Below are 12672 nucleotides of genomic sequence, written 5' to 3'. Positions count from 1 at the left end.
AACGCTGGAGGTTTGTGAACACGCAGGCGCGCCGCACCCGAGAGATACTACAGGTCGCGTTCACAAACCCCCGTCGTTTGTGAAAGAAGTTTTCCCCAGCGAACCGGCCGAAGCGAAGACTTACGGCGACGGGAAAGTAGGCAGGCAACAAGCGGACAAGCGCAGCTCCGACACAGGGGGCAAGCCGGCCGCAGCTATTGCCAAAGCCAATCAACCACCGTCACAGGGGCGGTGGCGAGGCGAGCAATGCGAACGCCGGAAGATCGCGGGGTACCGCTTTCTGCGGGCCTACGGTTTGGCCGAGATCCCTAATCGAACCTGCAGTCAGGTATGTGTCGAGCGATGGAAGTGAACGTGCTTCCAGGCACCGTTGATCTTCTGCCAGACGCGAGTTTCTTCGACTCGCGACGTTTGCGGACCACCAGCGGAATCGAGCGACTGATTCAAACGCACGTAGGTGAGCACCGCGCCACTATCGCCGAGCAAGCGCACATGAGGCTGGCTCATGGTGACAACCTTGGCCGGCTTTTGCGGCGAACCAGGCAGATCGAAGTAGTACTTGTGAAACGCCATGCCGGCGACGAGTTGCCCACGAGCTTCGGCTTCGAAGCAAGTGATCGAGGGGTCGCACAACGATTCGTACGTGGCCCAATCACCGCTGATGATGGCGGCGAGAAGCTTTTGATTGAGTTGCAACAGTTCGTCAGTAACACTCGCTGCCATGTGGGGTCCTCAGTGAAAGTGATTGATGAATGAAAGTAGCCCGGCACGCTACGTACAAGTGCGCTCATAAATCGCGAACGTCGTATCGTACTGGTTGCGGGCATCGGCCGGGTAGCGGGTTTCCTGCTGCAAGTGCCACGCTGACCAATCAACGGGTGGAAACGAAGTATCGCCCGCTGGTTTGGCTTCGACCCAGGTCCAGTACAAGCGGTGGGCGTGCGGCAACGTGAGTGCATAGATCTCACCACCACCCACAACAAAGAGTTCCGCTTGCTCGCGAGCCAATTGCAGGGCAGCGGCAACACTTGGCACCAAGATCACCTGGCCGGGATCATCGATGGCAACAACGGGCAACTTGTCTTGTGGGGCGGGTGCAACCGCTTGCCGTGAGAGGACCAGGCTGACTCGACCGGGTAACGGTTTGCCGAGTGCCGCCACAATTGATTCGTGGGTTTTGCGACCCATCAGGACGGTATGTCCGAGCGTTAGCTGCTTGAACCGCTTCAGGTCCGCGCTCAATCGCCAGGGCAATTCGCCTTGTTTGCCGATCACGCCATTGCGAGCCACGGCTACAAGAAGGGAGAGCCTGGTCGGTGAAATGCGGTCGTTCATAGACGGCAAGCGCGTCAGACAGAAACTGAATCGCGCAACATTACCTGATAGAGAAGAAATCGACTGCCGCACCGAGAGCAAAGCTCTCGATTAGCCTTCGATTTGCTCTGTCAAATTAGACAGGTGTGACGTTTTCAGCGCACGGACCCTTTTGACCACGACCTTCGGTGTAGGTCACTTTCTGACCTTCGTGCAGTTCGTTGAAGGTGCTGCCCTTCACGGCCGACGAGTGAAAGAACAGGTCCTTGCCAGGACCAACCGTGATGAAACCAAAACCCTTGTCCGTCAACTTCTTGATCGTGCCTTCAGCCATTTGCGAGTTCCCGATAACTAGGCGGATAAACGCCGCTTGGCTAAGTGCCTGGTGGTCGTGTCCGTGTCTGGCCAACAATATATCCGAAAACTGCCGCCGCAACACAGTGGGGTAACAGGTTTCGGACAAATACTGCCAAAGTTGTTGACAAATGATCGTAACAGGCATTTTCCCTAGCCATCGATGGCTTTGAGCAGGGCTGTGGCGTTGGCCAGGCTGCCTGTGGATTTCAGCAGTTGGCGGGCCTGCTTGATGGCGTCGACCCACAGGGCGGGCGAGGTCAGCGGGCTATCGCCGCTGCTGCTGGCCTTTTTGACGCGGCCATCGGTGGCCATGTTCCCCTTGGTCTTGACCATGTAGACCATGTTCTGGCTGATTTCGTGTCCGTATTCTTTCTGGACTGCGTCCGCAACTTCCGTGGCCTTGGCCGACGGCATTTTCTTCAGCACATTGCGAATTGCGAGACTCTTGTTTTGCCGCGGATCATTGCGGTCCGACTTCGACGAAGCTTTTTTAGCCATGAGGTCACCTCAAAAGAAAGGGTAAAGACCTGCTCAGGCTAGCTGTGTGGCAAGGTTTACACAAGGACTTGTTTTAGGTTGACAGCATGTACACCGTTGCAATGACACTGCCCGAAATGCAACGGTGTAACAGTTTCCCGGCAAATCCAAGCTACAACACCATTTCGAAACGGACACCGAAGAGCAGGGCGTCTTGATAGAGACCGCCTGGATTCGCGATGAACTGCACATCGGGCTGCACAGACACGTAGTCGCCGAGCATGCACTTGTAAAAGAGCTCGATCGCCGTTTCGTACGATTCGCCGGTGATGGGACGTTGCAACGTGCTGAATAAGACATTCGCGACGCCAAAACCCACCAGATCGCGATCGCGGCCTGCGAGCAGACCGCGATAGGTGAGGCCCGCCCCGTAGTATTCTTGCACAGGGTTGCGATTCGGCGGTGCCCAGCCAAATTGAGCAAACACACCTAGCCCTTGTTCGTCGCCCGCTTCGCCGGGTTCTTTGAACAGCAGCTGGTCGATGCTCGCGAAGGTGCCATAGTTCTGATTGAAGGTGCGCGGCGGACCGATGGCGCCCACTTCTTCCCAGTCGCCCGAATGTTGCCACACGCCAACGCGCACCGTTTGCGGCAACTGACCTTCCGAGCCCCAGCCTGTTTTGATGGTGGCTTGCAGAATCGACATCGCGCCAAAGCGTCCCAGCGTGTTGAAGCCAAACTGTCCACCCTCGGGCGCACCATCGTACACGCCACCTGCCAGCAACACTTCTTCGGTGAGTTGGGCAAAGCCTGCGAGCCCCAAGCCAGGATTGGGAAAGGTGGGAATCGGCACCGTAGGAATCAAGCCAAACGACGAGTTGATAAAGTCACCACCGAGGTCGACGAACGCAAAGTCGGCATTCGCATCCTGCTTACCAATTTTGATCCACAGCAAACTATCGACCCAGCTGTGTTGATACCAATACTCCGAGATTTGAGTTAAATCGTCTCGAGGTGCCGATTCCAGGTTGCTGAAATATTGATAGTCGCCCACTGAGTCGGGGCTGAGGCAGCGACCGTGAGCATCTTGCCCGTAGAGGAAAAACCGGCCGTTGTCCCACAACTGCATGGCTTTGGTATCGAAGGTCAGGACCACGTCGAGGTTGCTGCGATAGGCACTCGCATTGGCCGGATTCAAGCCGCCGCGAGCCTTGGTGAAGAACTCGCCGGTATAGATGTACTCGGCTGTGATGCCGTTAAACTCGTGCGGCAGGAAGTCAAACAGTCCTGGTGGTGCTTCGGCTTCTTCCGGTGCCTCTTCGTCCCCTTCGGCTGCTGGCTCTTCGCTAGACGCTGAAGATCCAGGAGGCGCCAGATTGCGACTGGGGTTACCCGGGCGGGGCAAGCTGCTGCTCGTGCGATAAGGCGAGGCGCGAGACAGGTCTCGCGAAGATTGGGCCGGTCGCGGCATGGTCCGCTCGGGCTCGATCTCTTCCCGCTCGGGATGCATCGGCAGCGGCAACAGCGGCTCTTGGCCTACTGCGGGTAGCGCCACGCAAGTGATGAGACCGAGCGCGATGCCGCTCAGAATGTTCCGAAGATACGAGCCAGCCTTCAAACCCATGGCAAATCTGCCCTTCTGCCGGGATTACAATCGCGCAATGATGTCACGCATCGAATCGACCGGATTTAGCACCTGCCTGGATCACAAGGCTGGTGCGGACCGCCGCATTTGACTGGGGCAAACCCCACCGTCAGCAAACAACCGACAGAGTTTGCCGCGGTCCGTTGCTATCGTTACGACCCGCAGTTCATTGCACGACTTCGGGGGAGGCATTCCGTCCATCTTGGCGTAAAAGTGCCGCAAGGTTTGCGGCACACCGTGCGGCAAAACCACGGATAGCAGTAGTGGTATGTCCTACTGTTGAAAGATTCGCCTCCCCACCTGCTGAGGCGACAAACGGGGCAACTATAGGGCAGTTCGATAGTCATGAAGATCGCGACAAAGGTCATTTCGGGTTACGCATTTCTGGCAGTCTTGGTGGTGGCGTGTGGAGCCACGGGCTGGGCAGTTCTCTATCGGATGTCTCAAATCAACGAGTACATCAGTGGTCCGGGCTGGGCCACGGCCGACGGTGCCATGGAGTTCCGCATCAACCTGCAAGCGCAGGCCATTGCCATTCACAACATCAAAGCTGGGGTCAATACCGAGGAAAACTGGCAGTTGCTGGCGACGGCTGAAAAAGATGGTGCCGCCGCCCTCGAACAAATGCTCGAGACCAAGCTCCTTTCCAGCGAACTCACCTCCAAGCTCGAACAACACGTCAATCGCTTCAATCAGGCTCAGCAGCAGCTGGTCGTCGCGCTGAAGTCTCGGGCGGCGAACCTGCCGGCCGCTGATGCCGAGTTTCAAAAGGAATGTGCCGACACGCTCGCCTATCTCGGCAAGCTGGAAGAAGAAGCCGATGGCTTGCTGGACCGCATGGCGCCCGTGGTGGCCAGCACCAAGTTCTACAGCAACGTGGCCATCGTCAGCATGATCGCTATCGGGCTGGTCTTCGCGATCGGGTCAGGAATTCTCGTCACACGTTCGATCACGGTTCCCTTGCGAGCGGTCGTGGTCAGTCTGAAAGATATTGCCAGTGGCGAAGGAGATCTCACCCGCCGCTTGAATGCCACGCGCAAAGACGAACTGGGCGAAGTGGCCCTGTGGTTCAATACCTTCGTCGACAAGCTGCAAGGCTTGATCCAGCAGCTGGCTCGCAACTCACAGAATCTCGAACGCTCGACGTCGACCGTTTCGGAAACCTCAACCGAACTCTCCGGCGTCGCCGACGAAACTACCCAGCGCTCGGCCAAAGTCGCCGCTGCGGCCGAAGAAATGTCGATCAACATGCAGAACATGGCTGGTTCGACGCAAGAGATGTCGGGCAACATTCGCACCGTCGCCAGTTCGGTCGAAGAGCTGAATGCCACGATCTGCGAAGTAGCCAAGAATGCCGAGCGTGCCCGAGGTGTTGCTCACAACGCCCAAAAGCTGGCTGACACCAGCAACGCTCTCGTCAGCGAACTCGGCACCTCGGCCAGCGACATTGGCAAGGTGATTGAAGTGATCCAGGAGATTGCCGAGCAGACCGGCTTGCTCGCGCTCAACGCTACCATCGAGGCGGCCCGCGCTGGCGAAGCAGGCAAGGGCTTTGCGGTGGTTGCCACCGAAGTGAAAGAACTCTCGAAGCAAACCGCCGCTGCCACCGAGGACATTCGCAAACGCGTCGAGAGCATTCAAGCGGCCACGCGCGGAGCCATTCAATCGATTGGCTCCATCAGCGGTGTCATCAACGACGTGAATGCCGTTTCGCAAACCATTGCCGCCGCCGTCGAAGAGCAAAGCGTCGCCACGAAAGAGATTGCCCGCAACGTCGCCTTCACTGCCAGTGCGGCGGAAGCGGTGTCCCGCGGCGTGACCGAATCGGCTGCTGCCAGCCGCGAGATTACCCAGAGCATTTCCGGTGTCGATCTCGCCGCCCAGCGGACGCGTGGCGGGGCCAGCCGCACCAAACTGGCCGGCACAGAACTGCAAGATGTCTCGAAGCAAATCTTCGGACTCGTGTCACAGTTTCAAGTCTAAAAAGACTGCCGAGCTGAACCAACTTGTCCAACAATCGGTTCGATTGTTGGACAGCAATCGCTCGTAAAACCCGAGAGTTGTGCTAGGTCGTGTCCAACAATGCAGCCGATTGTTGGACACCCCTCTTTTGCGGTTTGTCGCTGACGGTTCGCCAATTACTTGCGCGAGCCGTTCTGTTTGGCCCGCGCATAAAAATCGGGCGTGCGGGTTCGCAGGTGATACCGCGCCGCCAACTGAACTTCGTCCTTGCCGACAGATGATGAGGGCCTAATTTCATAGGCCCCCAGCGAGACGCCCAAGGCGACCAGCGCCAAACAACAAACGGCAATCTTCACCAGCCGTGATCGGTACATGCTTGCGGCTCCTCAGTCGTAAATCTCAATCTGCCTGCCGGCTTTCAAAGCAACCGGCGTGCCCGGCGCGAATCGGCGCGAATCGGCGCGAATCGGCGCGAATCGGCGCGAATCGGCGCGAATCGGCGCCCTGGCTTTCTCCTGGCGGAATTCCGCATAGTACCCAATATTTCTCAAGTTGCAGCCAGCCATTCGAAAATTCAAACCTAGGGTTATTTGTCTCGACGTGGGGGGATCGTGTTGCCTTTTCGCAACATCAGGCCACCACGCGAGGCCACTCTTCGTCCGTTCGAATTCTCGTCATCACTATTCACATCGCTGTTCTGGCGTCTCATCTTGGGGGCAAAATGAGTCACTTGCAATCGCTGCGCGCGCCGCTGGCGTGCCTGGCTTCTTGGGTGCTGTTCAATCCGGTTCTGTTCGCCGCCGAGCGCGAACTGTTCGTCGCGGTCAGCGGCAACGACGCTGCCGCAGGAACCGCTGCGGCTCCGCTCGCCACCATTCACGCCGCGCAAGCGCGCATCCGCGAGTGGCGCAAGAATGGCGCGGCTGACCCGACGAACGTGGACAATACCTATCGCATCACGCTCCAAGCCGGTGACTACTACCTCACACAGCCGATCGAGTTCACTGCGGAAGATTCTCCCGGCGCATCGTCGCAGCTGCTCATCACCGCTGCAGAGCAAGGCCAGGTTCGCTTGCTGGGCGGCCGCACCATCAATGACTGGCGACCGCTCCAAGATCCCAGCGTCGCTCGCCGCTTGAAGGCGGATGCCGCGCGGCAAGTGCAGGTTGCCGACTTGGCGACCGATTTGCTCGCCGAGTGTGGCGAGCACTGTACTCGCGGACACGAACACGAACTGCATCCCGCTCCGCTCGAACTGTTCTATCGCGGCGAACCAGCACCTTTGGCCCGCTGGCCCAATCAAGGCTGGGCGACCACACGCGCTGTCGAACAAAAGCCGGGCACTGCCAAGCTGGCTTACAACCAAGCCTCACCGCGAGCCTGGCAATCGACCAGCGATGTCTGGGCACACGGCTTTTGGGAAGCGGACTGGTCCGATGCCTGGCAGGCAGTAACCGCCAGCGATCTCGCGCGAGGCACGCTCACGATCAAGACCTCGGACGAAGTAACCAAAGTCCGCAACAACGCGCGATTCTGTGTATTGAATGTGCTGGAGGAACTCGATCAACCTGGAGAATGGTATCTCGATCGTACGGCCGGCAAGCTTTACTTCTGGCCGCCAGCGTCGCTTGCCAGCAACGAGGTCGTGGTCTCCACACTTGACCATCTGGTCTCCATTTACGACTGCCAGAATGTCACGCTTCGCAATTTGGAACTGAGCACGGTACAAGTCTGTGCAGTCGAGATTGCCCGCGGTTCAGGTGTGTCTATCGAACATTGCAAGGTTTGCAACACGGGTAACCTCGGTGTGCATATTGTCGAGGGAACCAGCAACGCAGTCATCGATTGCGAGCTTACCCAAACGGGCGAAGGCGCCATTCGGGTGAGTGGCGGCGATCGTCAAACGCTGGAGCCGGCTGGTCACCGAGTGCAGGGCAATGACATCCACCACTACGCGCGCACTTGTTTCGCTGGCCAGCCCGGCGTGCTGGTCGATGGCGTGGGAATCGAAGTGCGTGGTAACACGATTCACCATGGTCCCGATAGCGGCATCGTGCTGCAAGGCAACGAGCACGTCGTCGAGCACAATGAGGTCTACTCGGTTTGTCTCGAAACCAGTGATAGCGGCGCGATCTACTTGGGCCACGATTGGACCGAACGAGGCAACGTCATCAAGCACAACGTCGTGCATCACATTGGCCGTTTCAATCGCCGCGATGTGATGGGCGTTTATCTCGACGACTTCGCCAGCGGAACGGTTGTTACGCACAATGTATTCTTCTCCGCTGGCCGCGCGGTGGTGATTGGCGGCGGACGAGACAACCGAATCGAGCAGAACACCATCCTCGGTGGCTTTGCCGGCGTGCAAGTCGACTCGCGTGGTCAGACCTGGGCGAGTTCCCGTGTGGCGAACCGCGAAAGTCTGCTGCATCAGCGTCTGGCCGCGGTGCCCGTTGCCGAGGGCCTCTACCGCGATCGTTATCCGCAGTTGCTAAACCTGCTAAGTGACGATCCGGCCATCGCTAAAGGCAACCGCATTGCGGACAACATCATTGTTTGCCCGATCGCCGTCGATCTGCAGGATCGCCCCACGTTTCAAGCGGTTGTGGTCTCCGGCAATCTCTTGCTCAAAGATGCCGACCCGCTGAATCCGCTGGCGGTTACGTATCTCGATGACCGAACTCGCCGGTTGGTATTGGGGGCGGAGTGAAGAACTACGAGATTGCTTCCTTGATCAGCGGAGCGTCTTCGACAATCAGCTTGACGGGGCGATTGGCCGGCGTATGGACCACGGTGTCGGCATTGATGCCGAGTAAATGGTAGAGCGTGCGGCCAAAGCTCTCGATTTTGTAGAAGTTGTCTTTCACCTGCTCGCCCTTGCTATCGGTCGAGCCAACCACACAGCCGCGATTGAAGCCTCCCCCGGCAGCGAGCACAAACTGGGCGTAATCCCAGTGATCGCGCCCCGCATTCATCTCTTTGGGCTTGTCGATCTTGGGCTTGCGCCCCATTTCTCCCAACGCCAGCACGATGGTGGAATCCAGCAGTCCGCGATCATCCAAGTCGTCCAGCAGCGCCGCGAGTCCTGCATCGAACATAGGAATCTGCTGCTTGCCGGCGGTGAAGTTGTCGCCGTGCCAATCCCAATATCCCAAGTTGAAGTGTACGACAGGCACACCCGCTTCGATCAAGCGCCGCGCAAGTAGGAAGTGGAGCGGGTCGCCAATGGGATACCTGTGCTTCGCAGGCTTATGCTTGGTGAAGCGTTCGATGGAAGCTGCCGATTCTTTCGAAAGATCAAGCGCCTGACGCAGTTTGGGGGAACTCAGCAGGTTGAAGGCCGTCTGCTGATACTGATCGAGTCCGGTGATTAACTCGTCCTGCTGATCGTGCCGGCGCAGTTTGGTGTCGAGCGTCTTTAGCAGTTCCGCGTTCTTGGCAAAGGCCGGCAACTCCAGTTGCGGCGTGAGCATCTTGGTTACCGCGTCTTTGTCCTTGAGCGGTTGCATCACAAACGGGGCATGCGCGGGGCCGAGAAAGTTGCGCGAGAGGGCATTGTGGGTGTGGACATCAATTTCGTCGAGCACGACGAACGTCGGCAAATCCGCAGCGCCGGGCCGCAGCTTATTCACCACGCTGCCGTACATCGGATACTCGTCGCTGCCGGTGGTGAGGCGCGGATTACCCGTGAGCCAATAGAGGGGCGCTTGCGCATGATCGCCCGGCTTGTTCAACGTGCTGACGGAGCGAATGACGGTGTATTTATTGGCACGCTTGGCCAACTCCGGCAACAGTTCGCCAACCTGCAAGCCAGGCACGCTGGTGCTGATGGGTTGGAAGATGCCGCGATAATCTTCAGAAGCGTCAGGCTTCATGTCGAACATGTCGAGATGCGGCGGACCTCCGCCCAGCCAGCAGACAATCATCTGCTTGGCTTTGGCTGTTGGGGCGCCGAGCGCCGCTTGGGTTCGAATCAAGTCGAGCGTGCCGACGCCGCAGAGGCCGAGGCCACCGATTCGCAAAAAGTCGCGACGTAACATGCGAGAGCTCCGAAAATCCATTCGCTGGGGAGGGGTAATGCTGAGTGTCGTGTGGAACAGCCTAAAGTTGAACCCTAGTGTTGAACAAGGAACTCGCGAGTGTTAATCAGGCTCCACAGTACGTTCTGCAGACCGGCGGCCGGTGACTCGGCGGCGGTGATAAACTGCCCACAAGCGATTCGTTCTTCGGCCGTTGGCAAACGGCTCAAGGTTGCCAAAAACAGGGCTTCAATTTTCTGCTCGTTGTTCCCTTGACTGGCCAGCACGGCCGCCACTCGTCCCTTCGGGTCTTTGATCTTTTCCCAGACTCGCGGATGATTGGCCAGCGTCAGAACTTGAAAAATCGATGGGGCACTGTCCCGCTCGCAGTCGCATTGCACCGCCGCGTTACGTTGCGGGCGACCATACGTTTCGAGCACCGACGCCACAAAAGTGTTACGGGGCAGGTACGGCGCTTGCACGGTCGTCAGGTTGTCTGGCCAGTGCTGATACTTCATATCCATCATCTCGGTCGTACCGGTGGCGCTGTTGAGTGCATCCAGCAATACTTCGGCCGGCAGGCGTCGCAGCGGAAAGTAGGCGTAGTGCGTCTTGTCGGCTTCCGCTCCCGCCGCCGGCGTGCTGGCCTGCTGATAGGTTCGGCTCGTCAGAATGGTGCGATGCAGCCAGCGGAGGTTGTACTTTTCCCGGATGAATCCGTCGCTCAGTTCCTTCAGCAGTTCGGGATGCGTGGGCGGATTGAACTCTGACAGATTATCGGGAGGATCGATAATGCCGCGACCAAAATAGTGAGCCCAGACTCGATTCACCATCGCTTTGGAAAAGTACGGGTTATCGGGGCGACGCAGCCATTCGACGACATACTCGCGCGGATCGCGATCGGGCGACAAGCTCAACGGTTCACTTTCACCTAACAAGCGAGCCGTTTTGGATTCGCGCGTTCCCAGAGTGCTGGTGACTTTGGCATTGCCACCCGTGGGCAGCACGCGACTCTCGGCCTGCAATAAGCGGCGGGCGATTTCGGGAAAGAGCTTGGCTCGTTTCTCAATTGCCGCGGTCTCTTGCCGATAGTCCTCCGCCTGTGTCACTCGTTCTTTTGCAGCAGCCAGTTCGTTTCGCTTCTCGGCGACGACGGCAGCCTCGCCGTTTTCTTTCTCCAGCTTCTTGATCTCGACGTTGAGTCGATCGACTTCACTCTTCGCCTTCTTGCCATCCTCTTCGAGCCGTTTGCCCTCGCCCTCTTTCCGCTGCTTCACTTCCGCTTCGAGGGCTTTGCCCTGGTCGTTGAACTGCTTGAAGAAGACCGCCGCGTCGGCGAACTTCTTCTCGTTGTCTCCCTGAAAGCCAACGGTACGAACTCGCATGAATAGATTGGCAAAGTCGAGCAGATCTTCCTGCTGCCATTGGTCGTGAGGATGGCGATGGCACTGCGCACACTCAAGACGAATGCCGAGAAACGCGTGCGCCACTTGCAATGTACCTTTCACGCCGTCGGAACCACGCCGCTGCCAGTACAAATCGAGCGTCCGCCGCTTTGCATACAGCTCCAGATCGGGGCGACCTGGAGCATATCCCTCGAAGAGCGACTTTACCTCGGCGGCATACTCTTCCATCGAGCGGCCTTCGCGGCTGGTGGCCAGCAGAATTCGCTCGGCGAATTCGTCGTAGGGGGTGTTCTCGAGCAGTCGCGCGCGGACCCAAGCTTGCATCCGCGGGGCGTCGTGATCTTGCGACATGGCATCGGCATAGACGCCGAAATCGGCCGCCTTCAGCAGATCGAGAAAGCGCAGGGTCCACAGATCGGCATGTGATGAGTCGGAGAGCAACTTGTCGATCAGCGCTGTGCGCTTATCCGGCGAGGGGTCCCTTAGAAAGGCGCCCACCTCTGCGGCTGGCGGCAGTTGTCCGACGACATTCAAATAGACGCGGCGCAGAAATGTAGCGTCGTCGCATGCCTCGGCAGCTGGCAAGTTCAGCCGCTGGAGTTTCGCGAGCACATGCTCATCGATGAAATTATGCGCGGCGACTGCGTGAAATCCTTCGGCACTTACTCGCGGAACAAGCACTTGCGCGGTGGCAGGCTGAGCTCGATAGCGAACCACCAAGCTGGCGTTGCCAACTCCCTGAGTCAATACCATTCCGGTGGCATCGACGGTTGCCACGGTACGATCAAGTGACTCGAACGAACAGAACGAAGTGACGTCCTCGATATCTCCATTGGCGAAGGTGGCCCGTACCGTCAAGCGATAGCGCTCCTTGGCCTGGGCGAGATGCTCGGCCGGCGAAACCTCCAGTCGGGTGAGCTGTGACCTCGCGGGCTCGTCAGCAATCGCGCCGCCGGAGATCCACGCCAACAGCAGTTGGTAATCAAGGCTGTCCTTGCGAATCCTGGCTCCGCCTCCGTGCGGAATCTGCCCCGTCCCCTTTTGCAGCAGCAAGCTGGCCGCGGGATCTAAAAAATTCAGCCTGCGGCCGCTCAGCTCGCGCGTCAGTCGCAGATGGTCCCCTTCCGGATCGGCACTGAACATCGACAGGGCAAAGCCATTTTGTCCTTTCACGGCGCCATGGCACGTTCCCCCGTTGCAACCCAGCTTGCCAAAAATCGCCGAGACATGCCGCTGATAAGAGGGCTGCTGATACGAAGGCCCCTCCGCTGCGGCAGCGACCGACATTCCCAGCGGAACGCAAAGCAGCAAGATCGTCAGGTTGAAGCGCAGTGCCATTGAGATTCGTCATCCAGGCCGTGGAGAGGCGAAAGGCCGCACCTCGCACTTTGGAAGAATCTAGGCAGCAAAGCAATGATTAGCACGGTAAGACAAACAGGTTGTCTATCTGTGAATGGCCACAGGCTTTCTCACCCCGAGTGACTTGAAGCGG

The 12672-nt window shown here is 58.3% G+C and carries 11 protein-coding genes; 2 read left to right on the top strand and 9 right to left on the bottom strand.

Features of this window, described 5'->3' with window-relative positions; all coding sequences use genetic code 11:
• Positions 1-324: 324 nt before the first annotated feature.
• The 5 genes from NA78x_RS29160 to NA78x_RS29140 form a co-directional block, all read right to left on the bottom strand.
• Entirely contained in the window at positions 325-723 is a 399-nt protein-coding gene (locus tag NA78x_RS29160) for a DUF4440 domain-containing protein (RefSeq protein ID WP_425615898.1), read from the bottom strand.
• A gap of 48 nt (positions 724-771) precedes the next feature.
• Positions 772-1335, bottom strand: a complete 564-nt coding sequence (locus tag NA78x_RS29155; protein ID WP_425615897.1) for a dihydrofolate reductase — start codon at positions 1333-1335, stop codon at positions 772-774.
• A gap of 115 nt (positions 1336-1450) precedes the next feature.
• Complete coding sequence (locus tag NA78x_RS29150) at positions 1451-1648, bottom strand: cold-shock protein (protein WP_425615896.1); 198 nt, start codon at positions 1646-1648, stop codon at positions 1451-1453.
• Positions 1649-1821: 173 nt separating this feature from the next.
• Positions 1822-2169 carry a hypothetical protein gene (locus NA78x_RS29145; protein WP_425615895.1) on the bottom strand — a complete coding sequence of 116 codons (348 nt, stop codon included), beginning with the start codon at positions 2167-2169 and terminating at the stop codon, positions 1822-1824.
• 151 nt (positions 2170-2320) lie between these two features.
• Positions 2321-3772, bottom strand: a complete 1452-nt coding sequence (locus tag NA78x_RS29140) for a carbohydrate porin (protein ID WP_425615894.1) — start codon at positions 3770-3772, stop codon at positions 2321-2323.
• A gap of 366 nt (positions 3773-4138) precedes the next feature.
• On the opposite strand from NA78x_RS29140, the gene NA78x_RS29135 reads away from it, so the two are divergent.
• The gene (locus NA78x_RS29135; RefSeq protein WP_425615893.1) at positions 4139-5776 is read left to right on the top strand and encodes a methyl-accepting chemotaxis protein; all 1638 of its coding nucleotides are present in this window, start codon (positions 4139-4141) and stop codon (positions 5774-5776) included.
• Positions 5777-5931: 155 nt separating this feature from the next.
• Here the strand turns inward: NA78x_RS29135 and NA78x_RS29130 are convergent, their stop codons facing one another.
• Both NA78x_RS29130 and NA78x_RS29125 read right to left on the bottom strand, forming a co-directional pair.
• On the bottom strand, positions 5932-6129 hold the full coding sequence (locus tag NA78x_RS29130; RefSeq protein WP_425615892.1) for a hypothetical protein: 198 nt from the start codon (positions 6127-6129) through the stop codon (positions 5932-5934).
• A gap of 12 nt (positions 6130-6141) precedes the next feature.
• Positions 6142-6321 (bottom strand): hypothetical protein, encoded by a 180-nt coding sequence (locus NA78x_RS29125; protein ID WP_425615891.1) that lies wholly within the window; start codon positions 6319-6321, stop codon positions 6142-6144.
• A 155-nt stretch (positions 6322-6476) separates the two neighbouring features.
• Between NA78x_RS29125 and NA78x_RS29120 the strand changes: the two genes are divergently transcribed.
• Complete coding sequence (locus NA78x_RS29120; protein WP_425615890.1) at positions 6477-8465, top strand: right-handed parallel beta-helix repeat-containing protein; 1989 nt, start codon at positions 6477-6479, stop codon at positions 8463-8465.
• Between the two features lie 4 nt (positions 8466-8469).
• Here NA78x_RS29120 and NA78x_RS29115 read toward each other — a convergent pair whose 3' ends face one another.
• Together NA78x_RS29115 and NA78x_RS29110 are read right to left on the bottom strand one after the other, a co-directional pair.
• Entirely contained in the window at positions 8470-9795 is a 1326-nt protein-coding gene (locus NA78x_RS29115) for a DUF1501 domain-containing protein (protein ID WP_425615889.1), read from the bottom strand.
• Positions 9796-9869: 74 nt separating this feature from the next.
• Positions 9870-12518 (bottom strand): DUF1553 domain-containing protein, encoded by a 2649-nt coding sequence (locus NA78x_RS29110; RefSeq protein WP_425615888.1) that lies wholly within the window; start codon positions 12516-12518, stop codon positions 9870-9872.
• Positions 12519-12672 lie beyond the last annotated feature (154 nt).

It is taken from the genome of Anatilimnocola aquadivae (assembly GCF_049819085.1).
In the GTDB taxonomy this organism is placed as follows: domain Bacteria; phylum Planctomycetota; class Planctomycetia; order Pirellulales; family Pirellulaceae; genus Anatilimnocola.
This window is presented reverse-complemented; position numbering and strand designations above follow the sequence as displayed.